This is a genomic window from Methylobacterium persicinum (genome assembly GCF_022179525.1).
GTDB classification, from domain to species: Bacteria; Pseudomonadota; Alphaproteobacteria; order Rhizobiales; family Beijerinckiaceae; genus Methylobacterium; species Methylobacterium persicinum.
In genome coordinates, this window is sequence record NZ_BPQX01000070.1 from 1 (window position 1) to 26,807 (window position 26,807).

The 26,807-nt window shown below is 68.5% G+C and carries 24 protein-coding genes; 20 read left to right on the forward strand and 4 right to left on the reverse strand.

Annotation, left to right across the window (positions count from 1 at the left end):
• Positions 1 to 290 precede the first annotated feature (290 nt).
• From MFF22_RS23560 to MFF22_RS23590, 7 genes are all read left to right on the forward strand, one after another.
• Positions 291 to 1,574 (forward strand): SLC13 family permease, encoded by a 1,284-nt coding sequence (locus MFF22_RS23560; RefSeq protein ID WP_238253140.1) that lies wholly within the window; start codon positions 291 to 293, stop codon positions 1,572 to 1,574.
• Positions 1,575 to 1,704: 130 nt separating this feature from the next.
• Positions 1,705 to 2,106, forward strand: coding sequence for a succinate dehydrogenase, cytochrome b556 subunit (gene sdhC / locus MFF22_RS23565; protein ID WP_238253142.1), 402 nt, complete (start codon positions 1,705 to 1,707; stop codon positions 2,104 to 2,106).
• A gap of 11 nt (positions 2,107 to 2,117) precedes the next feature.
• A complete protein-coding gene (gene sdhD / locus MFF22_RS23570) occupies positions 2,118 to 2,540 on the forward strand; it encodes a succinate dehydrogenase, hydrophobic membrane anchor protein (protein ID WP_238253144.1) in 423 nt (140 codons plus the stop codon).
• A 21-nt stretch (positions 2,541 to 2,561) separates the two neighbouring features.
• Positions 2,562 to 4,376 carry a succinate dehydrogenase flavoprotein subunit gene (sdhA, locus tag MFF22_RS23575; RefSeq protein WP_238253145.1) on the forward strand — a complete coding sequence of 605 codons (1,815 nt, stop codon included), beginning with the start codon at positions 2,562 to 2,564 and terminating at the stop codon, positions 4,374 to 4,376.
• A gap of 82 nt (positions 4,377 to 4,458) precedes the next feature.
• The gene (locus MFF22_RS23580; protein WP_238253146.1) at positions 4,459 to 5,283 is read left to right on the forward strand and encodes a succinate dehydrogenase iron-sulfur subunit; all 825 of its coding nucleotides are present in this window, start codon (positions 4,459 to 4,461) and stop codon (positions 5,281 to 5,283) included.
• 273 nt (positions 5,284 to 5,556) lie between these two features.
• Positions 5,557 to 6,147 (forward strand): AprI/Inh family metalloprotease inhibitor, encoded by a 591-nt coding sequence (locus MFF22_RS23585; protein WP_238253147.1) that lies wholly within the window; start codon positions 5,557 to 5,559, stop codon positions 6,145 to 6,147.
• Positions 6,148 to 6,244: 97 nt separating this feature from the next.
• A complete protein-coding gene (locus tag MFF22_RS23590; RefSeq protein WP_238253148.1) occupies positions 6,245 to 8,110 on the forward strand; it encodes an ABC transporter ATP-binding protein in 1,866 nt (621 codons plus the stop codon).
• Between the two features lie 5 nt (positions 8,111 to 8,115).
• Here the strand turns inward: MFF22_RS23590 and MFF22_RS23595 are convergent, their stop codons facing one another.
• Together MFF22_RS23595 and MFF22_RS23600 are read right to left on the reverse strand one after the other, a co-directional pair.
• The gene (locus tag MFF22_RS23595; protein ID WP_238253149.1) at positions 8,116 to 10,035 is read right to left on the reverse strand and encodes a methyl-accepting chemotaxis protein; all 1,920 of its coding nucleotides are present in this window, start codon (positions 10,033 to 10,035) and stop codon (positions 8,116 to 8,118) included.
• Positions 10,036 to 10,850: 815 nt separating this feature from the next.
• A complete protein-coding gene (locus MFF22_RS23600; protein ID WP_238253150.1) occupies positions 10,851 to 12,779 on the reverse strand; it encodes a methyl-accepting chemotaxis protein in 1,929 nt (642 codons plus the stop codon).
• A gap of 384 nt (positions 12,780 to 13,163) precedes the next feature.
• Here MFF22_RS23600 and petA point away from each other — a divergent pair, with 384 nt between their 5' ends.
• The 12 genes from petA to dprA all read left to right on the forward strand — a co-directional run bounded on the left by petA (position 13,164) and on the right by dprA (position 23,687).
• Entirely contained in the window at positions 13,164 to 13,736 is a 573-nt protein-coding gene (gene petA / locus MFF22_RS23605) for a ubiquinol-cytochrome c reductase iron-sulfur subunit (protein ID WP_238253151.1), read from the forward strand.
• Between the two features lie 14 nt (positions 13,737 to 13,750).
• Positions 13,751 to 15,037 (forward strand): cytochrome b, encoded by a 1,287-nt coding sequence (locus MFF22_RS23610; protein WP_238253153.1) that lies wholly within the window; start codon positions 13,751 to 13,753, stop codon positions 15,035 to 15,037.
• A 26-nt stretch (positions 15,038 to 15,063) separates the two neighbouring features.
• A complete protein-coding gene (locus MFF22_RS23615; protein WP_238253155.1) occupies positions 15,064 to 15,972 on the forward strand; it encodes a cytochrome c1 in 909 nt (302 codons plus the stop codon).
• A 292-nt stretch (positions 15,973 to 16,264) separates the two neighbouring features.
• Positions 16,265 to 17,140, forward strand: coding sequence for an S-methyl-5'-thioadenosine phosphorylase (locus MFF22_RS23620; protein ID WP_238253158.1), 876 nt, complete (start codon positions 16,265 to 16,267; stop codon positions 17,138 to 17,140).
• 88 nt (positions 17,141 to 17,228) lie between these two features.
• Complete coding sequence (gene hisB / locus MFF22_RS23625) at positions 17,229 to 17,816, forward strand: imidazoleglycerol-phosphate dehydratase HisB (protein WP_238253159.1); 588 nt, start codon at positions 17,229 to 17,231, stop codon at positions 17,814 to 17,816.
• 10 nt (positions 17,817 to 17,826) lie between these two features.
• Entirely contained in the window at positions 17,827 to 18,318 is a 492-nt protein-coding gene (locus tag MFF22_RS23630) for a DUF2628 domain-containing protein (RefSeq protein WP_238253160.1), read from the forward strand.
• A gap of 16 nt (positions 18,319 to 18,334) precedes the next feature.
• Positions 18,335 to 18,997, forward strand: coding sequence for an imidazole glycerol phosphate synthase subunit HisH (gene hisH, locus MFF22_RS23635; protein WP_238253161.1), 663 nt, complete (start codon positions 18,335 to 18,337; stop codon positions 18,995 to 18,997).
• A 35-nt stretch (positions 18,998 to 19,032) separates the two neighbouring features.
• Positions 19,033 to 19,764 carry a 1-(5-phosphoribosyl)-5-[(5-phosphoribosylamino)methylideneamino]imidazole-4-carboxamide isomerase gene (gene hisA, locus MFF22_RS23640; RefSeq protein WP_238253162.1) on the forward strand — a complete coding sequence of 244 codons (732 nt, stop codon included), beginning with the start codon at positions 19,033 to 19,035 and terminating at the stop codon, positions 19,762 to 19,764.
• Positions 19,765 to 19,803: 39 nt separating this feature from the next.
• Positions 19,804 to 20,598, forward strand: a complete 795-nt coding sequence (hisF, locus tag MFF22_RS23645) for an imidazole glycerol phosphate synthase subunit HisF (protein ID WP_238253163.1) — start codon at positions 19,804 to 19,806, stop codon at positions 20,596 to 20,598.
• A complete protein-coding gene (locus tag MFF22_RS23650) occupies positions 20,595 to 21,899 on the forward strand; it encodes a dihydroorotase (RefSeq protein ID WP_238253164.1) in 1,305 nt (434 codons plus the stop codon). Before hisF ends, MFF22_RS23650 begins: the two co-directional genes overlap by 4 nt.
• Entirely contained in the window at positions 21,896 to 22,501 is a 606-nt protein-coding gene (gene plsY, locus MFF22_RS23655; protein WP_238253165.1) for a glycerol-3-phosphate 1-O-acyltransferase PlsY, read from the forward strand. Before MFF22_RS23650 ends, plsY begins: the two co-directional genes overlap by 4 nt.
• A gap of 7 nt (positions 22,502 to 22,508) precedes the next feature.
• The gene (gene dprA, locus MFF22_RS23660; protein WP_238253167.1) at positions 22,509 to 23,687 is read left to right on the forward strand and encodes a DNA-processing protein DprA; all 1,179 of its coding nucleotides are present in this window, start codon (positions 22,509 to 22,511) and stop codon (positions 23,685 to 23,687) included.
• A 267-nt stretch (positions 23,688 to 23,954) separates the two neighbouring features.
• Here dprA and MFF22_RS23665 read toward each other — a convergent pair whose 3' ends face one another.
• Positions 23,955 to 24,380: an organic hydroperoxide resistance protein gene (locus MFF22_RS23665; RefSeq protein ID WP_238253173.1), complete on the reverse strand. Its 426-nt coding sequence runs from the start codon at positions 24,378 to 24,380 to the stop codon at positions 23,955 to 23,957.
• Positions 24,381 to 24,549: 169 nt separating this feature from the next.
• Positions 24,550 to 26,268 carry an adenine deaminase gene (ade, locus tag MFF22_RS23670; protein WP_238253169.1) on the reverse strand — a complete coding sequence of 573 codons (1,719 nt, stop codon included), beginning with the start codon at positions 26,266 to 26,268 and terminating at the stop codon, positions 24,550 to 24,552.
• 209 nt (positions 26,269 to 26,477) lie between these two features.
• Between ade and MFF22_RS23675 the strand changes: the two genes are divergently transcribed.
• Positions 26,478 to 26,807 (forward strand): NAD(P)-binding protein (locus tag MFF22_RS23675; RefSeq protein ID WP_238253171.1); only part of this gene is annotated, 330 nt, incomplete at its 3' end.

Here is a 26,807-nt window from a genome sequence, read left to right on the forward strand (position 1 = left end):
TGAGGTGCGGCGTCAGCCGCCTCGAGGGAGGGCGCCAGCCCGCCGCGCGATCCCTGGGCCCCTCCTTCGAGGCCCGCTGACGCGGGCGCTCAGGATGAGGTGGAGGGCGAGGCAAACCCGGAGGGATCGGCCCCCGCTGTCGACATCCCGGCGGCCCCCCGGGCATCAGCCTTCGCGGTTGGCGAAGGCTGAGTGCATGAGTGGAGCATTGCGAACGATTCTTAAGTGCGCACGATCACCGTGTTGGTGTGAAGGCCCGGGAGGGGCTCCCGTTGTACGGACCAGGGACCATGGTGGGCACGGCCTTCCTGCTCGTGCTCTGCATGGGGCTTTGGGCGAGCGCGCTGCTGCCGGAAATCGTGACGGCCCTGGCCTTCTTCGGCCTCGCGATGCTGCTCAAGCTCGCTCCGGCCGAGACCGTCTTCTCCGGCTTCGCTTCGCAGGCGTTCTGGCTGGTCCTGTCGGGGATGATCGTCGGGCAAGCGATGACCCGTACCGGCCTCGGGGCGCGGATGGCGCGGGTGCTGGCGCAGCGGCTGTCGGGCTCCTATCCGCGCTTCATCGGGGGGCTCGTGGTGCTCTCCTTCCTGCTCGCCCTGGTGATGCCGTCGAATCTCGGGCGCATCGCCCTGTTGGTGCCGGTGACCCTCGCCCTCTGCGATGGGTTCGGGCTGGTGCCCGGGCGGCCGGGGCGGGAGGGGGCGGTGCTCGCGGTCGGGGTGGCGACGCCGATCCTGTCGGCGGCGATCCTGCCAGCCAACGTGCCGAACCTCGTGATGGCCGGCTCGGCGGAACGGCTGCTCGGCCTCCACTTTTCGTACCTGTCCTACTTCGTCCTGCACTTCCCGGTCCTGGCCCTCGCCAAGGGGATCATGCTCGTGGCGCTGATCGTCCGCCTGTTCCCGGACGAGTTGGCCGCACCGATCGCGGAACTTCAGGCGCTGCCGCCCCTGTCGGGCGCGGAGGCGCGGCTCGCGGTGATCCTGGCCGGCACCCTCGCCCTGTGGATGACCGACAGCCTGCATGGACTACCGCCCGCCTGGGTCGGGCTTGCCGGGGCGGTCCTGTGTCTTCTGCCCGGCATCGGGGTGATGTCCGCGGATGCGTTCGGCCAGGTCAGCCTGCGCACCTGCTTCTACATCGCGGCGCTTCTCGGCCTCGTGGCGATGGTCAACGCCACTGGGCTCGGCGAGCGCCTCGGCCACGCGCTCCTCGCGGTCGCCCCGCTCACGCCGCATGCGCCGGCCCAGAACTTCGCCGTGCTGACGGGAATCGGCACGGCCATCGCCCTCCTCGTCACCGCCAACGGAGCGCCTGCGCTGTATACGGCCCTGACGCCGGACATGGTGAAGGCCAGTGGCCTTCCTGTCCTAGCGGTCGTGTCGGTGCAGGTGATCGGCTACTCGACCCTGTTCCTGCCCTACCAAGCGCCGCCCATCGTGTTCGCGAGCGAGCTCGGCCGCGTGCCCCTCCGCCGGGCCGCAAGACTCACCGTCGCCTTCGGTTTCGTGTCGCTGCTTGTGGCGGCGCCCCTCGACTACGTCTGGTGGCGGCTGCTGGGATGCCTGAAATGACAGAAACGCGAAGCTGTCAGATGCTGCGGTGCATTGCGCCGCACCATGCCGCCTTGCGGCTTTCCCGCCCAGACACTAGCGGTACCACATTAGAGATGGTCCAGTTCGCAACCGCGAGGTTCCCCCGCTGATGGCACCCACAGCCCGCCCGACGACGGCCCAGCCGCTCTCGCCCCACCTCCAGATCTACCGCTGGACCTGGACGATGGCGATGTCGGTGGCCCACCGCATCACCGGCACGGCGCTGTATGGCGGCACTGCCCTGGTCGCGATCTGGCTCGTGGCTCTCGCCTCCGGCCCTGGGGCCTACGGCTGGGTCGCCGGCTTCTTCGGCTCAATCATCGGGCGCCTGGTCCTGTTCGTCTACACGTGGATCCTGCTGCACCACATGCTCGGCGGCATCCGGCACTTCGTGTGGGACGCAGGAATCGGCTTCGACCGGAACCAGCGCCTCGGCCTCGCCCGCGCCACCCTCATCGGCTCGACGGCGCTCACGATCGTCGTCTGGGCCGTCGGCCTGCTGGCCCGCTGAAAGGTACGGACATGGCCAAGGAAGCAATCCGGCAGAACACTGCCGTCTCCATCCGGACACCCCGGGCGCGGGTCCGCGGCCTCGGCGTCTCGCATCACGGCGCCGGCCACTGGTGGCTGCAGCGGCTGACCGCCGTCGCCAACGTGGTGTTGATGCTGGCCTTCGTGGTGATCATCGCCCGGATGGCCGGGCGGCCCTATCCTGAGGCGATCCGCCTCGTGGGTAGCCCCTTTGTGTCGCTGGTCCTGATCCTGGCAGTCCTGTCGGTGACGATCCACATGCGTCTCGGGATGCAGGTGGTCATCGAGGATTACGTCCACGCGCCCGCGACGAAGATCGCGGCCGTCTTCGCCAACAACTTCTACGCGGTCGTTGTGGCCGTGGCCTGCCTGTACGCGATCCTGCGCGTGGGCTTCGGCCAGCCGCCCGTCTGACCCTCAGCCCCGGAGCCGACCATGGCCGTGAACGGAACGAATGGCGGGACCCCCGCCTACACCATCCATGACCACGCCTTCGACGTGGTGATCGTCGGCGCGGGCGGTGCGGGCCTGCGGGCGACGGTGGGCTGCTCGGAAGCCGGGCTGCGCACCGCCTGCATCACCAAGGTGTTCCCCACCCGCTCACACACGGTGGCGGCGCAGGGGGGCATCTCCGCGTCCCTGGGCAACATGGGGCCGGACGATTGGCGCTGGCACATGTACGACACCGTGAAGGGGTCGGACTGGCTCGGCGACCAGGACGCCATCGAATACCTCGTGCGCAACGCCCCGGCAGCAGTCTACGAACTCGAGCATTGGGGCGTGCCCTTCTCCCGGACGGAAGAGGGCAAGATCTACCAGCGCCCCTTCGGCGGCATGACCACCGATTACGGCAAGGGCACCGCCCAGCGCACCTGCGCCGCGGCCGACCGCACCGGCCACGCCATGCTGCACACCCTCTACGGGCAGGCGGTGAAGAACAAGACCGACTTCTTCATCGAGTACTTCGCCCTCGACCTCATCATGGACGAGGAAGGCCGCTGCCGGGGCGTCATCGCCCTCGATCAGGCGACCGGAGAGATCCACCGCTTCCGCGCCCAGCAGACCATTCTGGCGACCGGCGGCTACGGCCGGGCCTACTTCTCGGCCACCTCCGCCCACACCTGCACCGGCGACGGCAACGCCATGGTGCTGCGCGCCGGCCTGCCCCTGCAGGACATGGAGTTCGTGCAGTTCCACCCGACCGGCATCTACGGTGCAGGCTGCCTCATCACGGAGGGCTCCCGCGGTGAGGGCGGCTACCTGACGAACTCCGAGGGCGAGCGCTTCATGGAGCGCTACGCGCCGTCGGCGAAGGACCTCGCCTCCCGCGACGTCGTCTCGCGCTCCATGACGATGGAGATCCGGGACGGGCGCGGCGTCGGCAAGAACAAGGACCACATCTACCTGCACCTCGATCACCTCGATCCGAAGATCCTCCATGAGCGCCTGCCCGGCATCTCGGAGAGCGCGAAGATCTTCGCGGGCGTCGACGTGACCAAGGAGCCGATCCCGGTCATCCCGACCGTCCACTACAACATGGGCGGCATCCCCACGAACTATCACGGCGAGGTCCTAACCCTGAAGGACGGCAACCCCGATACCGTGGTGCCGGGCCTGATGGCCATCGGCGAGGCGGCCTGCGTCTCGGTGCACGGGGCGAACCGCCTGGGCTCGAACTCGCTGATCGACCTCGTGGTGTTCGGCCGCGCCGCCGGCAAGCGTTGCGCCGAGATCGTCGAGCCCAACGGCCGGGCAATGGAACTGCCCAAGGGCGCCACCGACAAGGCGCTGCAGCGCCTCGACCGGTTCCGTTACGCCAGCGGCAGCACCGCCACGGCGGAGCTGCGGTCCGAAATGCAAAAGACCATGCAGAATAACTGCGCCGTCTTCCGCACCGGCGAGGTGCTCGAAGAGGGCAGGGGCCTGATCCACAAGGTTCACGACGCCGCCTCGGACGTGAAGATCACCGACCGGTCCCTGATCTGGAACACCGACCTCCTGGAAACCCTGGAGTTCGACAACCTCATCGGCCAGGCGGTGGTGACGATGGAATCGGCCGCCAACCGCACCGAGTCCCGCGGCGCCCATGCCCGCGAGGACTTCCCGGACCGCAACGACAAGGACTGGATGAAGCACACCCTTGCCTGGATCGGCGAGGGCGGGCAGGTCTCGGTCGATTACCGCCCGGTGCATGCCTACACGATGTCGAACGAGATCCAGTACATCGAGCCGAAGGCTCGGGTGTACTGATCGAAGTTCCTGCACAGTAAGTGCGGCGGCGGCCGTGTTTCGCTGCCGCCGCGTTCTGCTCTAGCGGAAGCCGTTTATCGCCATGGCCCAGTTCAACCTTCCGAAGAACTCGCAGATCACGCAGGGCAAGTCCTGGCCGGCGCCTGTCGGGGCGAAGAGCCTGCAGACCTTCCGGATCTACCGTTGGAACCCGGATGACGGGCAGAACCCGCGGATCGACACCTATCAGGTGGATCGGGACGATTGCGGGCCGATGGTGCTCGACGCCCTTCTGTGGATCAAGAACAAGGTCGACTCGACCCTGGTGTTCCGCCGCTCGTGCCGCGAGGGCATCTGCGGCTCCTGCGCCATGAACATCGAGGGCCAGAATGCGCTGGCCTGCACCATGGGCATCGACGAGTGCAAGAGCCCGGACAACGCCCTGCCGATCCTGACCCGCAAGGATAAGGACGGGGCGATCCGGATCTACCCGCTGCCGCATATGCCGGTGCTTAAGGATCTGGTCCCCGACCTGACGAACTTCTACGCCCAGCACGCCGCCATCGAGCCATGGCTCCAGACCGATACGCCCTCGCCGGAAAAGGAGTGGCGCCAGACGCCCGAGGACCGCGCCCGCCTCGACGGACTCTACGAGTGCATCCTCTGCGCCTGCTGCTCCACCTCGTGCCCGAGCTACTGGTGGAACGGCGAGAAGTTCCTGGGCCCGGCCGCCCTGCTTCAGGCGTATCGCTGGCTGATCGATTCCCGCGACGAGAATACCGGCGCCCGGCTCGACAATCTGCACGATCCGTTCCGGCTCTACCGCTGCCACACGATCATGAACTGCGCGAATACCTGCCCCAAAAACCTGAACCCGGCCAAGGCCATCGCCGAGATCAAGAAGATGATGGTCGAGCGCGAGGTCTGATCGATCCCCGCGCCATCATTGCGAGCGAAGCGAAGCAACCCAGGGCCGCGGGACGTCTCAGACCATAGCTCATCCCGAGGTTGTTTCGCTCTGATCGCGAGGACGGGGAGGGTGCGGCGCTCTGGCAACACTTTGGCGAAAACCCCGGAATTCATCCCCTAACGCCTGAACGGACCGGCCCCCGCCTTGCGGCGAGCGCATTTCCCGCAGAGGCAGGCACGGGGCGCTGTCCGGCGCCCGCCCGAGCCCAATCCGCCCGAGCCAAGTGGAACGATGCCGCGCCCGAGTTCCTTGACGATCGCTGTTCTCTGCCTGAGCGCCGGCCTCGGTGCCTGCGCCTCCGATCGCCTGGACGGTCCGAGGACTCGTGCCCCCGCGCCCCGGATCGATTACGACGCGCCCGTGACCGCGATCCCCTCCGGAACCGTCACGGCGGCACCCCTGGCGCCTCCGCCGGGCGCGACGGCGAGCCCCGATGCGCCTCCGCCCGGGCCGGTCGCCGGCCTGAACCCGAGCGTTCCTGCGCCCGCCGTCGTCGCCGAGCCGGTGGCGCCTCCGCCCCCGCCTCCCCCGGTTGTCACCACGGGCCGGGCCGCCGTGGTCGGCGGCTGGGATGCCCGCGATGCCACCGGCGCGTCGTGCAAGGTCACCCTGTCGAGCACGCCCTCCCTGGACCTGTACAAGGCCTCGACCTCCGGCTGTCAGAACAAGGAACTCGGCCGGGTCTCGGCCTGGGATTACCGGGACGGTGAGGTCTACCTCTACCAGCCGGGTGGCACCGTGGCGGCCCGCCTCCGGCAGGGCGGCGCAGGCCTCGACGGCGCGCTGACGAAGTCGGGCGCATCCTTGGCCCTGAACCGGTAGGCGCCCGGCACGCAGGCTGGCACTGCGTCGCGGTCGCTTGGCCCGGGGCGCAGGGGCCTTACATGAGGGGGCCGTCCCAGAACCCCCGCCTGACCGCATGATCCTCGATTGGCTCGAACGCCGGATCGACCCCTTCGCGCCTTTCGATGAGGCGCTGATGCCGCCGAAGTCGGTTGGCGGGTTCGCGTGGTTCTACCTGCGCCCCGTCCGCGCGGCGCTGCTGGCGCTGTTCGTCATCGCGGTCATCGCGGGTTCCGTGGAGGCATCCCTCTACCTCGTCCTGCGCTGGTTCATCGACCTTCTGGGCACGGCCGACAAGGCGAACGTCCTCTCCGACCACGCCGTCGGCATCGGCCTCGCTCTGGCCCTGGTGGCGATCATGAGGCCCGCCTCGATCTGGGCTCACGAGGCCCTGTCGAACCAGCTCGTCGTCCCGCAGACGACCAACCTCGTGCGCTGGCGGGCGCATCTCTACACGCTGGGGCATTCACTCTCGTACTTCCAGGGGGACTTCGCCGGGCGCCTGTCCAACCGGATCGTGCAGGTCGGCCCGGCGGTGCGCGAGCTCGCCGTCGTGTTCATCGACACCCTGCTCTACGTGGCGATCTACGCCGTGACGGCGGTGGGCCTGTTCGGCTCCATCTCGCCCTGGCTGGCTTTGCCGGTGGTCCTCTGGATCGCGGCCTACGCCATGCTGACGGCGTGGTTCGTGCCCCGGGCGCGGGCCCGCTCGCACGCGACGGCCGAGACCCGCTCGGCCCTGATCGGCCGGGTGGTCGACAGCTACACGAACATCCTCACCGTCAAGCTTTTCGCCCGGGACCGCGAGGAGCGCGCGGCGGTGCGTGATGCGGTTCAGGTCAACACCGATACGTACCTGTATCAGTTCCGGCTCGTGACGCTGACGACGAGCCTGCTTGGGGTGCTCAACAGTGCCCTGCTCGTGGCGACCGCCGGGGCCTGCCTGCTCCTGTGGCGCGGAGGTGGGCTGTCCACGGGCGAGGCGTCGGCCGGGCTCGCCCTGGTCCTGCGCCTCATCGCCATGTCGGGCTGGGTGATGCAGACGGTCCGCGGCGTCTTTGAGAATGTCGGCGTCATCCAGGAAAGCATGCAGACGATCAGTCGGCCGCACGGCCTCGTCGATGCCCCGGAGGCGAAGGTTCTGGCCGTCAAGGGGGGCGAGATCCGCTACGACCGGGTCGGCTTCCATTACGGGCGCGGCGACGCGTCGATCATCGAGAACTTCTCGCTGACGATCCGGGCCGGTGAGCGGGTCGGGCTCGTGGGTGTCAGCGGTGCCGGCAAGTCCACGCTCGCGGCCCTGCTTCTGCGCCTCTACGACGTGGAGGGTGGCCGCATCCTGATCGATGGCCAGGATATCGCCACGGTCACCCAGGCCTCGCTGCGGGAGGCGGTGGCCATGGTCAGCCAGGATACGTCGCTGCTGCACCGCTCCATCCGGGACAACATCGCCTACGGCCGGCCGGACGCGACGGATGAGGAGGTGGTCCGGGCGGCCCGCCTCGCCCATGCGGACCGCTTCATCGCGGATCTGGTGGATCACAAGGGCAGGCGGGGCTACGACGCTCATGTGGGCGAGCGGGGCGTGAAGCTGTCGGGTGGACAGCGCCAGCGCATCGCCATCGCCCGCGTGATGCTGAAGGATGCGCCGATCCTCATCCTCGACGAGGCGACCTCGGCCCTCGACAGTCAGGTCGAGGCGGCGATCCAGGATTCCCTGGACACCCTGATGGCCGGCAAGACGGTGCTGGCCATCGCCCACCGCCTCTCCACCATCGCGGCCATGGACCGCCTCGTGGTGATCGAGGCAGGACGGATCGTGGAGGAGGGAACCCACGCCCAGCTCGTGGCGAAGGGCGGCGTCTATGCCGGGCTCTGGGCCCGGCAATCGGGCGGTTTCCTCCCCGACCGGACGGCGCCCTTCGAGGACGCCGCCGAGTAGGTTCGTTACGCGGCGCGGACGCCGTGGAGGAAGCCTTCGACCTCCGCACGGAGGGCTTCGGCCTGCCGGGCGAGTTCTTCCGAAGCGGCGAAGACCTGCTCCGCCGCCGCGCCGGTGCCTGAGACCGCCTGCGAGACCACGGCGATGCTGGCCCCCACCTCGGAGGTGCCGACCGACGCCTGGCTCACGGCCGAGACGATCTCCCGGGTGGCCGCGCCCTGCTGGTCCACCGCCGAGGCGATGGCCGAGGCCGCCCGGTTGATGTCGTTGATCGTTCCGACGATCCCGCCGATCCCCGAGACGGCCTTGGCCGTCGTCGCCTGGATGCCGGCGATCTGCGCCGAGATCTCGGACGTCGCCTTGCTCGTCTGGCCTGCCAGGGCCTTCACCTCCGAGGCGACGACCGCGAAGCCGCGCCCGGCCTCCCCGGCGCGGGCGGCTTCGATGGTGGCGTTGAGGGCCAGGAGGTTCGTCTGCGACGCGATCCCCGCGATCAGGGCGACGATCTCGTCGATCCGGCCCACTGCCTCCTTGAGTTCCGCGACGGTCGCCGCCGAGGCATGGGTCTCCTGCACCGCCGTGGTGGATTGGGCCAGGGAATGATCGACCTGCCGGGCGATCTCGCTCACCGACGCGCCGAGCTCCTCGGCGGCGCCGGCCACGGAGGTGACGTTGGCCCCCGCCTGCTGGGCCGCCGCCGACACCGCTTCGGCGCGGGCGGCGGTGTCGCCGGCCGACTGGGACATCTGCTGCGCCGTGGCTTGGAGTTCGGTGGCGGCGGAGGACACGATCCCGACGATGCCGCCGACGGTGCCCTCGAAGGAATGGATCAGCGCGCTCATGCGCTCGGCCTGCCGCATCTTGCCGAGGGTGTCTTCCTCCTTCTCCGCCTCGAGGGTGCGTTGCTGGGCCAGCCCGTCGCGGAATACGGCGACGGAGCGGGCCATGTCGCCGATCGCGTCGGCCCGTTCCAGGGAGGGGATCCGTGTATCGAGATGCCCCGAGGCGATATTGCCCATGGCCGTCGTCAGGGAGGCGACCGGCCGGCCGATATGGCGAGACAGGGCGTAGGCCGCCGCGGCGGTGCCGGCTGCGACGGCCAGGAGGACGCCCGCCAGGACGAGCAGCGAGTGGTTGCGGGCCGCGATCAGATCCGTCACGTCGAGGGCGACTTCGACGGTGCCGATCGCCTTGCCGGAATAATTGCGGAGGGGCCCGGCGAGGACGGCGACGGGATGCCCGCCGATCTCGCCCATCTGCGGCGTAATCGGACCCTTCAGCGCGGCGCGCTGCGCGTCGGGGGCGAGCAGGGTCTTCTGCGCGAAGGTCGCGCCCAGGGTCTGGACCTCGGCATCGTTGACGAGGTGCATGGCGATGTCCACGCCGGTGCGCTTCTTCAGGTTGGCGATGAACTCGTCGCCGAGGACGGCGCCGATATCGGTCACTCCGGCGAAGCGACCTTCTCCCATCGTCGGCACGATGGCGAACATGCTGATGCTCGCCCGGCCCTGCTCGATGCCGACCAAGGGAGAGCTGGACTGGATGGCTTCACGGATCATGGCCCGCCGACCGAGGACGTCGTCACCGAATTTGTCCGGCGCGTGGGCACGAGCGAAGGCGCGGCCGTCCGCGCCCTGCAGGGTGACGAGGCCGAGATCGAGCTTCTGGAGGGCCGGGAACACCGGAGCCAGCCGGGCAAGGGCGTCCGTCCGGTCGCCCCGGGCGAAGGCGTCGGCGATGCCGCGGTCGTTGGCCAGGGAGTGCGCCGTCGCCAGCGCCCGCTGGCCCTGCTCCGCCATGGCATCGGAGACCGCGTTGTAGCCCTGCAGCAGGCTAGCCGAGATGGTGCTGTCGCTGGCTTGCGTCTGGGCGCGATAGCTCACGATCCCGACCACGGCGGCAGAGCTGAGCGAAACGCCCACCATCGCAATCGTCAGCTTTGCGCCGATCGAACGAAGATTGTTCAGGGCCCGCAACACGTCTTGCCTCCGGTAAAAATTTCCATGTGTTATGAAATATAATCGCACACCCTCAATTAACGGTTGACTAACGCGCGTGCCGGCTGACTGATTTCACAACTTGCGGCAACTGACATTTTGCAGGCGCCGACTTGGCCGGACTACTCTGGTAGATGATCGGGATTGAAATCCAGCGTACGGGCAGCCCTCGCAGGCCCATTGCGGGCACAGCTCGTGGAGGGATCGCGCCACGCATTCAGGAAGCCGCCTTGGCCGAGCGCGCAACGCGGCTGCCGCCCCGATTGGCCGAACGCGAGGTGGAACGCCCGCGGGCGTCAGATCCCGCCACGCAGACGGATATGACCGGCTGGCCGCGCCGTCGTGTCGTCAGCCATCCGAGTGCGGGCTGTCCGCAGCAGGCGAGGCGGATACGGTTGGGACGATGGTGAAGATGCGATGCGGTCCGCTTGGCGCCGCGGGCGCGTCGTCCGTGGCGACGTCTCGGTGCCCATCGTCGGCAGCCTCCGGCGGATCATCAGGCGGTGATGTCGGCGGCAATGCATTGAATGGTCGTGAACGCGTCTAGAGCGGTTTCTGTAATCCTCGGACCACAGAAACTGCTCTAGTCAATTGTTTTTGGGGCATTTCTTCACGCCGAACCGGCGTCTACTTCGGCGGAAAATGCTCCAGATTGGGGGATGGCGCCCCGCGGTCGACCGAACGTTGCGGGTAAATCGTTGCCAGTCCGGCGGCCTCCCTCGCGGCCGCCGCCGGCCTCGATCTCACGCGGCGCGGACGCCCTGAAGGAAGCTCTCGACCTCCGCCCGGAGAGCTTTGGCCTGCCGGGCAAGTTCTTCGGAGGCGGCGAGGACCTGTTTTGCTGCCACGCCCGTGCCCGCGACCGCCTGCGAGACCACGGCAATGCTCATGCCGACTTCGGACGTGCCGGTCGAGGCATGACCGATCGATGTGACGATCTCCCGGGTGGCCGCGCCCTGCTGCTCGACGGCCGAGGCGATGGCCGAGGCCGCCCGGTTGATGCCGTTGATCGTATCGACGATCCCGTCGATGCCGGTCACCGCCTGCGCCGTGGTCGCCTGGATGCCGGCGATCTGACCGGAAATCTCGGCCGTGGCCCGGCTGGTCTGCTCCGCGAGGGTCTTCACCTCCGCGGCGACGACGGCGAAGCCGCGCCCTGCTTCGCCGGCCCGGGCGGCCTCGATGGTGGCATTGAGGGCCAGGAGATTCGTCTGCGCCGCGATTCCGGCGATCAGGCCGACGATGTCGTCGATCCGGCCAACCGCCTCCTTCAGGTCCGCCACCGTCGCGGCCGACGCCCGGGTCTCGCTCACCGCTGTATTGGATTGCGAGAGGGAGTGATCGACCTGCCGGGCGATCTCTTCCACGGATGCGCCCAGCTCTTCTGCCGCGCCGGCCACAGCGGTGACGTTCTCCCCGGCCTGCCGCGCCGTGACGGCGACCGATTCGGCGCGGGCGGCGGTGTCGCCGGCTGTCTGCGACAGCTGCTGGGCGGTGGTCTGAAGCTCGGTGGCCGCGGAGGACACGATGCCGACGATCGAGCCGACCGTGCCCTCGAAGCTCTGGATCAGGCTGCCCAGCCGCTCGGCCTGCCGCATCTTGACCAGCGTATCGGCCTCCTTGTCCGCCTCCAGCCGGCGGCGCTCGGCGAGCCCATTCCGGAAAACGGCCACGGCGCGGGCCATGTCGCCCACGGCATCGGCACGGCTGAGGGATGGAATGTCTGCTTCGTAGGCGCCGGCGGCGATCCCGCCCATCGCCGCATTCAGCCCAGCGATCGCCCCGCCGATATGCCGGGAAAGCGCCACGGCGGCCCCGATGGCCAGCACGGCGACGGCCAGCACGACACCACCGAGAAGAAGGAGCGCCCGGTTCCGGGCGGCGAGCAGATCGGTGATGTCGAGGACCACCTCCACCGTGCCGATGGCCTTGCCGGAATAATTCCGCAACGGGCCCACCAGGGCGGCGACGGGGTGGCTGTCGAGGTCGAGCACTTGCATCGGTATCGGCCCAGCGAGGGCGGCCTGATGTGCCGACGGGGGGAACAGCGTCTGCTCCGCAAAAGTGGCGCCCAGGGTCGTGAGACCCTTCTCGCCCAATAGATGCATCGCGATGTCGGTATTGGTGCGTTTCTTGAGAGTTGCGAGAAATTCCCGGCCGAGGATCGCCCCGACATCGGTGTTGCCCACGTAGCGACCGCTCTCGAGCGTCGGCACGGTGGCGAAGATCGTGATCGAATCGGCCCCGGGCTCGATGCCCACCTGCGACCTGTGGTTGGCGACCACATCCCGGATCATCGCCCTGCGGGGGCGGACGTCGTCGCCGAAGCGCTCGGGGGCGTGTGGACGTGCGATGATGTGGCCATCCGGCCCCGAAAAGGTGATGAGGCTGAGATCGAGGGCTTTCAGGTTGGGGTAAAGGGCTTCCATGCGCCCGAGGATCGCCGGACGGTCCCGCTCCGCCATCGCTTGGGCCACCCCGCGGTCGTTGGCCAAGGCGTGGGCCACCGCCAAGGCACGCAGGCCCTGGTCGGCCATGGCTTCGGAGACCACGCTGTAGCGTTGCATCAACGCAGCGCCGATGGCGTTCTCGCTCGCGCTCCGCTGCTCTTGGATGCTGACGATACCGATGACGAGGACGGACGCCACCGATATGCCGAGAATGGCAAGCATTAGCTTCGCGCCAAGCGACTGCAATCGTAAGTAAAGTTCACGCATATCAATGCAAATCTCTGCGCGATTGTTCGGAATATGGTGCCAGATGAAGGAAAATATATTAAAGCAATACGAAGGTAAGGCGGCTAAGTAGCTTTATTGCGCGACGAAAAATCTTCCAGTCTACGGGGCCTGGAATGGATCCGGCCGAAGAGCGTGGGGGGAGCCCCGCAACGGGTTTCGCCCGATGTCGCCGGTTTAGCTTGGCCGTCAGCCGAGGCCGCTTGACTTGAGGCGACGGCCGGTCGCATTGCACAGATTGGAACCATAATGCTGTGGTCACGGACGACCGCCCCCCGGCGGACCCGATCCCGCGACCCACGACCTCGGAGTGCTGAGCCCTTGGCGAACTCGACCGCCGCTCCCGCCGATGCGTCCCACGACGGCAGCCGTCGCGATTTCCTGTTTCTGGCCACCGGCGCAGCCGTCGCCGTCGGCGTGGGGGCCGTCGCATGGCCCTTCGTCTCCTCGATGGCCCCGGACGCCGATATCATCGCCGCGGGCGCACCCATCGAGGTCGACCTGTCGCCGATCCAGGACGGACAGATCGTCAACGTCTTCTGGCGCGGCAAGCTGATCTTCGTGCGCAAGCTGACCTCGAAGGAGGTCGGCGACATGAAGGGCGTGCCCCTGTCGGCCATGATCGATCCCGCCGCCTTCGGCACGCGCGTGAAGGACGGGCACGACCAGTGGCTCGTGGTCTACGGCAACTGCACCCACTTGGGCTGCGTGCCGATCGGCCACCAGGGCAACTTCGAGGGCTGGGCCTGCCCGTGCCACGGGTCCCAGTTCGACGCCGTCGGCCGCGTCCGCCACGGACCCGCGCCGATCAATCTCCCAATTCCGCCCTACGCCTTTCAGTCGGACACGAAGATCCGCATCGGCGAACCGGCCGGCGGCAAGGGCGAGGCCTGAGGGAAGAGCCAGAGATGAGCGGAACCGCCAGCACCTACGTCCCCAAGAGCCGCGTCGCCAAGTGGTTCGAATCGCGCCTGCCGATCGTGGGCCTCGTCCACTCGTCGTTCATCGCGTATCCGGTTCCCCGGAACCTGAACTATTTCTGGACCTTCGGGGCGATCCTCGCGGCCTTCCTCGGAATCCAGATCATCACCGGCGTCTGGCTGGCGATGCATTACGAACCCTCCGCGACGGGGGCCTTCACCTCCGTCGAGAAGATCATGCGCGACGTGAACTACGGCTGGCTGCTGCGCTACGCGCACGCCAACGGCGCCTCGATGTTCTTCGTGGCGGTCTACGTCCACATGTTCCGGGCGCTGTATTACGGGTCGTACAAGGCACCCCGTGAGGTGCTCTACATCCTCGGCGTCGTCATCTACCTCCTGATGATGGCCACCGCCTTCCTCGGCTACACCCTGCCGTGGGGCCAGATGAGCTTCTGGGGTGCCACCGTCATCACCAATATCCTGGCGGCGATCCCGGTGGTCGGCGACACGATCCAGAGCCTGCTCTGGGGTGGGTACTCGGTGGGCAACCCCACCGTGAACCGCTTCTTCTCCCTGCACTACCTGCTGCCCTGGATGATCGCGGGCGTCGTCGTCCTGCACGTCTGGGCCCTTCACGTGACGGGACAGAACAACCCGACCGGCATTCCGGTGAAGACCGGCAAGGACGTGGTGCCCTTCACGCCCTACGCCACGATCAAGGACGCGTTCGCCACCGTGGCGTTCATGATCCTGTTCGCGTGGTTCCTGTTCTTCATGCCGAACTACCTCGGCCATGCGGACAACTACATCCAGGCGAACCCGGCGGTGACGCCTGCTCACATCGTGCCGGAATGGTACTTCCTGCCCTTCTACGCGATCCTTCGGGCGGTCCCGAGCAAGCTCGGCGGCGTCATCCTGATGTTCTCGGCGGTCATCATCCTGGCCTTCGCGCCCTGGCTCGACACGTCGCGGATCCGCTCGTGCAACTACCGGCCGATCTACCGGCAGTTCATGTGGGTGTTCCTGGGCGTGTGCCTCGTCCTCGGCTGGCTGGGCTCCCAGCCGCCGGAGGGTGGCTACGTCCTGGCCGCGCAGATCTGCACCGCCTACTACTTCGCGCACTTCCTGATCGTGATGCCGCTCTGCGGCCTGTTCGAGACGCCCAAGCCCCTTCCGGGCTCGATCCTCGAGAGCGTGACGGGGCCGGGGAAGCAGATCTCGGGTGCGGGGATGCCCGCGGGCGCCGCCGCAGCACCGCAGGTCAAGGGCTGAGGCTAGGGCTGAGGAACGACGACACGATGGCCACGACCCGCGTTCTCTCGATCTCCCTGGCTGCCGCGGTGGCGGCCGTCCTCCTCGGCGCGCCCGCCCGGGCCGAGGACGCCCATGGCGGGCCGATCCCGCCGCGGGTCCACTGGAGCTTCGCCGGCATGTTCGGCCGGTTCGACACGGCGCAGCTCCAGCGCGGCTTCCAGGTCTACAAGGAAGTCTGCTCCAACTGCCATTCGATGAAGCTCGTCTCCTTCCGCAACCTCGCGCAGGAGGGTGGCCCGGACTTCTCGGCCTCGCAGGTGAAGGCCCTCGCTGCGACCTATCAGGTGAAGGACGGGCCGAACGATTCGGGCGACATGTTCGAGCGGCCCGGCCGTCCGGCGGACGCCTTCCCCCCGCCCTTCCCGAACGATCAGGCCGCCGCGGCGGCCAACGGCGGCAAGGCGCCGCCGGACTTCTCGGTGATCGCCAAGGCGCGGACCTTCTCGCGCGGCAATCTGACCTTCCTGTACGACTGGCTGCCTTTCGTCGGGTATTCGGAACAGGGACCGGACTACATCCACGGGCTCCTCAACGGTTACGAGGATCCACCCAAGGATTTCCAGATGCCGGAGGGCGGCCACTACAACAAGTACTATCCCGGCCACATCATCGCGATGCCGCCGCCCCTGTCGGACGGACAGATCACCTACGCCAAGGACGACAAGGGCCAGCCCGTCGCCCCGGAGACGGTGGACCAGTACGGCAAGGACGTGGCGGCGTTCCTGATGTGGGCGGCCGAGCCGCATATGATGGACCGCAAGGCCCTGGGCTTCCGGGTGATCCTGTTCTTGATCATCCTGTCCGGCCTTCTCTACTACGTGAAGAAGAAGGTCTGGTCGGATGTCGGCGGGGAGGTCCACGGCCTCCAGCCGGAGCTCCACAAGGCTTGGTGATCCGAAGACGGATGGACGATGAAGCGGGCCTCCCCTCGGGGAGGCCCGTCTTTTTTGGTCCAGGGCTCCATGCTACGGCTCAGCCACCGCGACCATCGGGCCTTCGACGACGCTTGTTCCGTTCACCACCTCATCCGGAGGTGCTGTACAGCGGCCTCGCAGGAGCGTTCGGGGGATCGCCTCACCATCTGGAGCCCTCCGTCGAGGCCTCCACTTCGCTCCGGCACTTCAGGATGAGGTGTCGGGTGGGACGAGCGGTCCTTACGCGCCGCGCCACCACAGGGACTCCTTCATGACCGCAGCAGTACTTGGGGTGATGGGCGGATCGGGGGTCTATGAACTGCCGGGCCTGGAGGATGTGCGCGAGGAGCGCGTCGATTCCCCCTGGGGCGAAACCTCGGATGCTTTGCGGGTCGGCCGGATCGGCGAAACGAAGGTGGTGTTCCTCGCCCGGCACGGGCGGGGCCATCGCTACTCGCCCTCGGGCATCAACTACCGGGCGAATATCGACGCGATGAAGCGGCTCGGCGTCACCGACATCGTCTCGCTCTCGGCCTGCGGCTCCTTCCGGGAGGAACTCCCGCCGGGCCTCTTCGTGCTGATCGACCAGTTCGTGGACCGGACCCACGGCCGAGCCTCGTCCTTCTTCGGCGACGGCTGCGTCGCCCATGTGTCCCTGGCGCATCCGGTGGGCCCCACCCTGCAGAAGCGCATCGCCCTCGCCGCCGAGGCGGAGGGTATCGCGGTCCACCGGGGCGGCACCTATGTCTGTATGGAGGGACCGCAATTCTCGTCGCTTTCCGAATCGCGGGCCTACAAGGCCCAGGGCTTCGACGTAATCGGCATGACCAACATGCCTGAGGCCAAGCTCGCCCGGGAGGCGGAGATCACCTACGCGACCATCGCCATGGTGACCGATTTCGATTGCTGGCATCCCGGCCATGACGCCGTCGATGTCGCCGCGGTCGTGGCCGTGGCGCGGGCCAACGCCGACAAGGCGGCCCGGGTGGTGTCGCGCCTCGCCCGGGATTTCCCGTCCGAGCGGGAAGAGTGCCCGGTCGGCTCGCACCGGGCCCTCGACGGGGCGATCATGACCGCGCCTGCCGTCCGCGATCCCGCCCTCCTCGCCAAGCTCGATGCCGTCGCCGGGCGGGTGTTGAACGGCTGAGGGCGGTCGGCGGTCGTTCCCCTTTCCCGTATCGTGCTCTAGAAGCCATCGGCGGCCGTTTCGCCGACGATACAAAACCTTGGACATCATGCGCAGCGCGAGCATCAGCCGGAAGACCGCGGAGACCGACGTATCGGTGAGCGTCGCCCTCGACGGGACCGGCCGCTCGACCATCTCCACCGGCATCGGCTTCCTTGACCACATGCTGGAGCTGCTCGCGCGGCACGCCCTGTTCGACATCGACGTGAAGGTCGCGGGTGACCTGCATGTCGATCAGCACCATTCCGCCGAAGATTGCGGCATCGCCCTGGGCCAAGCCTTCGCCAAGGCGCTGGGCGACAAGCGCGGGATGACCCGTTACGCCGACGTCCACTTGCCGATGGACGAGACTCTGACCCGGGTCTGCGTCGACATTTCCGGCCGTCCGTTCCTGGTCTTCCGCACCCAGTTCCGGGTGGAGAAGATCGGTCAGTTCGACACCGAACTCGTGCGCGAGTGGTTCCAGGCCTTCGCCATGAATGCGGGGCTGACGCTTCACGTCGAAACGTTCTACGGCGAGAATGCCCACCACATCGCCGAGAGTTGCTTCAAGGGGCTGGCCCGGGCCTTGCGGAAGGCCGTCGCGGTCGATCCGCGGGAGGACGGCCGGGTGCCGTCCACGAAGGGCTCGCTTTAGGGGAAGCCCGATGCGCCTGCACAGCTACACCCTCCACTTGCCGCCGGAGGCCCGCCCCGGCGACGCCGATGGCCTGGACCGGGCAGTCCTCGTCCGGGACGGCTTTTCCTGGCCGGCCTTCGCCTTCACCGTCCTGTGGTTCCTGTTCCACCGCCTTTGGGTGGCGGCGCTCATCGTGCTGGCGGGGCTCTTGGTCCTGGCCTTCGGCGGCTACGCCCTCGGTTTGTCGAGGGCGGCGGGGGCCGCCATCGCGGTGCTCGGCTGTATCCTCATCGGGTTGGAAGCCGGCAGCCTGCGCCGCTGGACGCTGGCCCGCCGGGGCTGGGTCGCCCGGGATGCGGTTCTGGCTCGGGACTCCGCGGAGGCGGAAGCGCGGGCGATCACCCGCTGGCTCGACCCGGCGACCCTGCCCCAGCCGCCTCGCCCGCCCTTCCCGGGTGGGCCGGTGAAGCGTCCCGAGCCGGTGATCGGGTTGTTCCCGGCCCGCGAGGGCGGGCGGTGACGGCGTGGGATCGGGCATGACCGCACAGACCGTCGCCATCATCGATTACGGCTCCGGCAACCTCCACTCTGCGCTCAAGGCCTTCGAGCGGGCGGCCCGGGAGGCCGGGCTCGACGGCACGCGGATCGCGCTGACGGCGGATCCCGAGGCCGTCGCGGCGGCAGACCGGATCGTCCTGCCGGGGGTGGGCGCCTACGCCGACTGCCGGGCCGGGCTCGACGCCGTCCCGGGGATGGTCGAGGCGATGACCGACGCGGTGAGCCGGGACGGCAAGCCCTTCCTGGGGATCTGCGTCGGGATGCAGCTCCTGGCGAGCCGCGGCCTTGAATATGCCGAAACCTCCGGCCTCGGCTGGATCCCCGGCGATGTCGGGCCGATCCGCCCGTCCGATCCGGCGCTGAAGGTGCCGCATATGGGCTGGAACACCCTGCTTCCCGCCCGCTCCCATGCCCTGTTCGAGGGCATCCCCACCGGGGAAGGGGGGCTCCACGCCTATTTCGTGCACAGCTTCGCCCTGACGCCGGAACGGCCCGAAGACACCGTGATGCGCGCGGAGTATGGCGGGCCGGTCACCGCGGCCGTGGCGCGGGACAACGTCGCCGGCACGCAGTTCCACCCCGAGAAGAGCCAGCGCCTCGGCCTCGCCCTCATCGCCAACTTCCTCCGCTGGCGCCCCTGAGCGGCGTCGAAGGACAGAGCAGGAAAGACAACCCGGTGATCCTGTATCCCGCAATCGACCTGAAGGGCGGCCGCTGCGTCCGCCTCGTCCAGGGGGACATGGACCGGGCGACCGTGTTCGGCGACGATCCGGCCGGGCAGGCGGCGATCTTTGCCGGGCAGGGCTTCTCCTGGCTTCACGTGGTCGATCTGGACGGGGCCTTCGCCGGCGCGCCGCGCAACGCCGAGGCGGTCGATTCGATTCTCGCCACGGTGGATATCCCCGTTCAGCTCGGCGGCGGCATCCGGGACATGAAGACCCTGGAGGGCTGGCTGGCCAAGGGTGTCGCCCGGGTCATCATCGGCACCGCGGCGGTGCGCGATCCGGCCTTCGTCCGGGAGGCAGCCCGCCTCCATCCCGGCAAGGTCGCCGTCGGCATCGACGCCAAGGACGGCCGGGTGGCCGTGGAGGGCTGGGCGCAGACATCGAGCATGACCGCCGAGGAACTCGGCCGCCGATTCGAGGATGCCGGGGTCGCGGCCATCGTCTACACCGACATCGCCCGCGACGGCATCCTGAAGGGCCTCAACGTCGAGATGACCCTGGCGCTGGCCGAGGCCGTGGCCGTGCCGGTGATCGCCTCCGGCGGCCTCGCCTCCATCGCCGACGTTCACCGGCTGCTCGAACCCGATTGCGCCCTGATCGCCGGCGCCATCACCGGCCGGGCGCTCTATGACGGGCGGATCGATCCGGTGGCGGCCCTCGCCGCCATCGCGGCGGCCTCGTGATAGTCTCGCCGCGACTCGCTGGACCGAAAGCCCCGCCCCTTGCTCAAGACCCGGATCATTCCCTGCCTCGACGTCAAGGACGGGCGTGTCGTCAAGGGCGTGCGCTTCGAGGGCCTGCGCGATGCCGGCGATCCGGTGGAGGCGGCCAAGGCCTATGACGCGGCGGGAGCCGACGAACTCTGCTTCCTCGACATCACCGCGAGCCGCGAGGCAAGGGGCACCCTCCTCGACGTGGTGAGCCGCACCGCGGAAGCCTGCTTCATGCCGCTCACCGTGGGGGGCGGCGTGCGCGCCGTCGAGGACGTGCGCGCACTCCTTCTCGCCGGGGCGGACAAGGTCGCCATCAACACCGCCGCAGTGAAGGATCCGGACCTCGTCGCCCGGGCGGCGGAGAAGTTCGGTGCCCAATGCATCGTCGTGGCGATCGATGCCAAGCGCGTCTCGGCGCTGGGTGAACCCGGCCGCTGGGAGATCTTCACCCACGGCGGGCGGGATCCGACCGGCATCGATGCCATCGCCTTCGCGAGGCTCGTGGCGGAGAAGGGCGCGGGCGAGCTGCTCGTGACCTCCATGGATCGCGACGGCACCCGCTCCGGCTACGATCTGGGACTGACGCGGGCCATCTCCGACGCAGTCGGGGTGCCGGTCATCGCCTCTGGAGGGGTCGGCGGCCTCGACGACCTCGTGGCCGGGGTGGCGCAGGGTGGGGCCAGCGCCGTGCTCGCCGCCTCGATCTTCCACTTCGGCCAAGCCACGATCGGCGAGGCCAAGGCGCATATGGCCGCCGCCGGCCTCGCCATGCGCCTCGACGCCCCCGCGGAGCCGCGCCTGTGACCGACCTCCTCCTTTCCAACGCGACGCTCATCGATCCGTCGAGCGGCGCGGAGAGGCCCGGCGCCGTCCTCGTACGCGACGGGACGATCGCCGACATCGCCGCAGGCGCAGCCCCCGGCGCTCCGACCGGGGCGAGGCGAATCGACTGCGCCGGCCGGGTCCTGTCGCCCGGCCTCATCGACCTGCGGGCCTTCGTGGGCGAGCCCGGCGCCGAGCACCGGGAGACCCTGGCCTCGGCAAGCGCCGCGGCGGCGGCGGGCGGCGTGACCACTCTCGTCTGCATGCCCGACACCAACCCGATCATGGATGGCCCGGCGATCGTCGATTTCGTCCTGCGCCGGGCGCGGGACACGGCCAGCGTGAACGTCCTGCCGGCGGCGGCGATCACCAAGGGCCTCGGCGGCCGGGAGATGACTGAGTTCGGCCTGCTTCAGGAGGCGGGGGCGGTGGCCTTCACCGACGGGCTCCGTGCGGTGGCCGACGCGCAGGTGATGCGCAGGGCCCTGACCTATGCCCGGGATTTTGGCGCGCTGATCATGCAGCATGTCGAGGAGCCGAGCCTCGCCGCCGAAGGCGTGATGAACGAGGGCGAACTCGCCTCCCGCCTCGGCCTGATGGGCGTGCCCCGGGAGGCCGAGACGGTGATGCTGGAGCGGGACATCCGCCTCGCCCGGCTGACCGGCGCCCGCTACCACGCGTCGATGATCTCCTGCGCCGATTCGGTGGAGATTGTCCGGCGGGCCAAGGAGGACGGGCTGCCCGTGACCTGCGGCGTGTCGGTGAACAACCTCGTCCTCAACGAGAACGACATCGGCCATTACCGCACCTTCTGCCGCCTCTCGCCACCGCTCCGCCACGAGGCCGACAGGCAGGCGGTGGTGGCGGCCCTGGCCTCCGGCGTGATCGATGTGATCGTCTCGGATCACAACCCTCAGGATGCGGACACCAAGCGGCTGCCCTTCGCCGAGGCGGCGGACGGGGCGCTCGGCATCGAGACCCTGCTCGGAGCCGCGCTCCGCCTCGTCCATACCGGCGACATCACCCTGCCGCGCCTGCTGGCCGCCCTGACGGCGAACCCCGCCGCTCTCCTCGGCAAGCCGGCGGGTCGCCTCGCGGTCGGCGCCCCGGCTGACCTCGTGCTGATCGATCCCGACCTGCCCTACATCCTCGACAAGCGCCGGTTGAAGTCCCGCTCGAAGAACTCGCCGTTCGATGAGGCCCGGCTTCAGGGTGCGGCGGTGCTGACGATGGTCGGCGGCCGAATTGTCCACGCGATCGACGACTTGGCCGACGCGGCATGATCCCCGCCGACCTCGCCACTCTCCCGTCGCTTGCCGGGCTCGGCATCGGCTACGCCTTCGGCTCGATCCCGTTCGGCCTGATCTTCACGCGGATCGCCGGCCTTGGGGACGTGCGCTCCATCGGCTCGGGCAATATCGGCGCGACCAACGTCCTGCGGACCGGCCGGAAGGGGCTCGCCTTCGCCACCCTGCTCGGGGACGCCCTGAAGGGCACCGCCGCGGTATTGATCGCCGGGCAACTCGGGGAGGGGCCGGCCCTGGCCGCCGGTCTCGGTGCATTTCTCGGCCACCTCTTCCCCGTCTGGCTCGGGTTCAAGGGGGGGAAGGGCGTCGCGACCCTGATCGGACTGCTCCTGGCCTTCAGTCCGGCGGCGCTGCTCGCCTTCGCCCTGGTGTGGCTCGGCCTCGCCTTCGCGTTCAAGTATTCGTCCCTCTCGGCCCTGGCCGCCTCGGCGATCACCCCCGTCGTGCTCTGGGCGCTGGGCATGCCGGCCGTGGCCGTCCTCTTCGTGTTGCTCGGGCTTCTGCTCTGGTGGAAGCACACCCCCAACATCAAGCGACTTGCGGCAGGCACCGAAGGACGCATCGGCCAGAAGGGGTGAGGGCGCGATGGACCTTTCCGATGCCCAGCGCCTTGACTGGTTGCGCCTGATCCGCACCGAGGGCGTAGGCCCCCGGACCTTCCGGCAATTGATCAACCGCTTCGGCGGCGCGGCGGCGGCCCTGGAGGCCTTGCCGGGCCTGACACGGCAGAGGGGCCGCCCGGTCACGCCCCCGAGCCCGTCCGCAGCGGAAGACGAGATCGCGGCCCTGGACCGCCTCGGCGGGCGATTCATCTGCTCCGGCGATGCCGCCTATCCCGCCTTGCTGCGCGCCACGGATGCGGCGCCACCGCTATTTGCCCTGCGCGGTGACACAACGATCCTGTCCAGACCGGCGGTCTCCATCGTCGGCTCCCGCAACGCATCGGCGGCCGGAGGGGCCTTCACTGAACGCCTCGCCCGCGATCTCGGGCAGGCGGGGATGATCGTCGTCTCCGGCCTCGCCCGCGGGATCGATGCCAGGGCGCACAGGGCGAGCCTGTCCACAGGCACCGTGGCGGTGATGGCCGGCGGTCAGGACCGGATCTACCCGGCCAGCCACGACTCCCTCGTGGCGGAGATTCTCGACGCAGGCGGAGCCGTCGTGGCCGAGATGCCGATGGGCTGGCAGGCGCGAAGCCAGGATTTCCCCCGCCGCAACCGGATCATCTCCGGCCTCAGCTACGGCAGCGTCATTGTGGAGGCGGCCCGGCGCTCCGGATCGTTGATCACTGCGCGCTTCGCCCTGGAGCAGAACCGCGAGGTCTTCGCCGTGCCAGGTTCTCCCCTCGACCCGCGGGCGGAGGGGACCAACGACCTGATCCGTCAGGGGGCGACGCTGGTATCCGAGGCGGACCACGTCCTCGACGTCCTGGGGCCGATCATTGAGGGTGGAATCGTTCCGGAAGCGGCCCCGGCGCGCAAACGTCCCGATCTGGCCGACCAGCCGGATTTTTGGGAGGAACTCGACCTCGACGGGGGCCCGGCCTCGACCGGGGTGGGCTGGCTGTTCGAGCCGGAGCCCGCCCCCCTCGATGAGCGTGAGCGAATCCTGTCCCTCCTCGGCCCCGGGCCGGTTGCCACCGACGAACTGGCCCGCGCCGCCGCATGCGCCGTGCGGACCGTTCAGACGATCCTTCTGGAGCTCGAACTCGATGGCCGGATCGAGCGACACGGCAGCGGCATGATCGCCCTGGTGACGCGGTAGGGATTGTTCCGCCGAAGTGGAAGCCGGTTTGCCTCAGGAAAACGGCGCAAATCAATCGATTAAATCGTAATCTCGTTGGTTTGAGTCGCCCGCTTCATCGTCATTGCGAGTGCAGCGAAGTCATCCAGGGCAGTGGAACCTGACCGGATGAGGCGGCTCCCTGGATTGCTTTGTGTCGCTCAAAATGACGGGAGACGCTAAAGATAGAAAAAGGCTCCTCGCTTCCTTTTGGAAGGAGGAGCCCCGGCATGAAAGCCTCAGTCAGCGTCAGGCGACGGTCAGGCCGACATCGACGTTGTTGCGGGTGGCGTTGGAGTACGGGCACACCGTGTGGGCCTTCTCGACCAGACGCTCGGCGTCGGCCTTGTCGAGGCCCGGAAGGCTGATCTTGAGATCGGTGGTGATGCCGAACCCGCCCTCGGAGCGGGGGCCGATGCCGACATTCGCGGTCACGGTGGTGTCGTTCGGCACCTTCAGCGAAAGCTGCGGGGCCACGAACTTCATCGCGCCGAGGAAGCAGGCCGCGTAGCCGGCTGCGAAGAGCTGCTCGGGGTTGTTGCCCTCGCCGCCAGCGCCGCCCAGCTCCTTCGGGGTGGCGAGCTTCACGGCGAGGGAGCCGTCCTCGGTCTTCGCAGCGCCGTCGCGGCCCCCGGTGGCGGTGGCGGTGGTGCGGTACTTCACGTCAACGGACATCATCAACTCCCCAGCGAATGCGCGCTACGCCCCAAATGGCGGACGACGCCGAGATAACCAGGATATAGATTGCGCACAATCGAATTTTGGGAAGACCGGGCATGCGCTCGCGTCGACCCTCCATCCACCCGTCATTGCTTCGCATTGCTCGCAATGACGATGGGGGCCGTCAGGGATCGATCAGTTCGAACCGGTCCACGTCCACGAGGCCGCGGTCGGTGATCTTCAGGTGGGGTATTACTGGCAGCGGCAGGAAGGCGACCTGCAGGAACGGCTCCGGCAGCACGACCCCGAGGCCCCTGGCGGCCTCCCGCAGGCGGCGAAGCGCGGCGGCGATCTCGGCATGGGGCTGCAGGCTCATGAGCCCTGCGACAGGCAGGGAAATCTCTGCCAGGACATGACCGCCGGCAGCGACGACGAAACCGCCCTCGATCTCCGCAAGGCGGTTCACCGCCACCGCCATGTCGGCCTCGTCGGCGCCGACGACGGTGATGTTGTGGCAATCGTGTCCGACGGAGGAGGCGATGGCACCGCGTTTCAGGCCGAAGCCTTTGACGAAGGCGACGCCGATGCCTCGCTCCCCCAGCGGCGTCCGCCCGTGACGCTCCACCACCGCGACCTTCACCGCATCTTGACCCAGATCGACGTGCCGCTGGCCGTTCCGGTAGGGGAGCGAGAGGTCGTGGCGGAGCGTGATGATCTTGCCCGGCACGACGCCGATGACCGGGGTCGAGGGGCCTGATCCCGGTGCAGCGAAATCCGACGCGGTGACATGCCGGTTGCGGATGCTGCCCCGTCCGATGGGGGCGACAGTCGCGCGGCCGGCGAACAGGGCATCGTCCACCGTGCGCCCGCCACTGATGACGGATGAGACTGCGCAAGTGAGGAAGTCGTCCAGGATCACGAGGTCGGCGCGCTGGCCCGGTGCGACGAGACCGCGGTCGAGCAGGCCGAAGGCCCGGGCCGCCGACCACGATGCCGCCCGGTAGACGGCGAGCGGCGGGCAGCCGAGGCGGATCGCAGTCCGGACCACGAAGTCGAGATGGCCTTCTTCCGCGATGTCGAGGGGATTCCGGTCGTCGGTGCAGAAGGCGAGGAACGGCGCCGTTCGCTCGGTCAGGATCGGTGCGAGGGAATGCAGGTCCTTCGAGACCGACCCCTCCCGGATCAGCACGGTCATGCCCTTGCTGAGCTTTTCCATCGCCTCGTCGGGGGTCGTCGCCTCGTGCTCGGTGCGGATGCCGGCGGCGATGTAGCCGTTGAGGGGCGCGCCCCGCAGCAATGGGGCATGCCCGTCGATGGGCCGCCCCTGGAACGCCGCGAGCTTGGCCAGCACCCCCGCGTCCCCCGCCAGCACGCCCGGGAAGTTCATGAACTCCGCCAGTCCCATGACCTTGCGATGACCGGCGAAGGGCATGAGGTCGGCGGCCTCGATGCAGGCGCCGGAGGTTTCGAGATGCGCTGCCGCCGGCACGCAGGACGAGAGCTGGATCCGCAGGTCCATGGCCGTCGCCTCGGCCGATTCGATGAACCACGCGAAGGCCTGTGGACCCAGGACATTGGCCATCTCGTGCGGGTCGCAGATGCCGGTGGTGACGCCGTGCGGCAGCACGCACCGCTCGAATTCGAGGGGCGGCATGAGCGAGGATTCGACGTGGAAATGCGTATCGATGAAGCCCGGCACCACGACCTTGCCGGCGATGTCGATCTCCCGCCGGCCTCGATACTCACCGAACGTCCCGACGATTCGATCCTCGCACAGGGCGATGTCGGACGAGACGAGTTCACCGGTCACGAGGTCGAGGAAGCGACCATTCTTGAGTACGAGGTCGGCCTCGCCGCGCCCGGCACCCTGGACGATCGCCCGCTTCAAGAAGTCCGTGCTCATGGCGATATCACCCGTTCCGTCTTGGCGAGCGCGATGAAACGTGACAGGGCGGTTCCGGTTCTTAGACCGTAGCGTGCCCCCGGCTTACCTTGCCGCGCTCGCGGTGACGACGGTGCCAGGGCCATGCCAGAGCGGTCCGTCCGCGCCATCGGTGACGCAGCAGAATTTTCGCGCTTGCGTCCCGGAAAATCGACGGGCACTGTCAACTAATGTTGACACTGGCGACCAGACCGGAGTCGAGGGAGGCGAGCGATCGCCGGCCGCATGCCGTGGTGATCGGCTCCGGCTTCGGCGGTCTCGCGGCCGCCGTCCGCCTCGGCGCCCGGGGCTACCGGGTGACGGTGCTGGAGCGCCTTGAGCAGCCGGGCGGACGCGCCCGCGTCCACCGCCGGGACGGTTTCACCTTCGATGCCGGGCCGACCATTGTCACCGCGCCGTTCCTGTTCGAGGAACTGTGGGAGCTGGCCGGGAAGAAGCTGTCCGACGACGTCACCATGGTGCCGATGGATCCGGTAGAACGGATCCATCGGCACCATGGT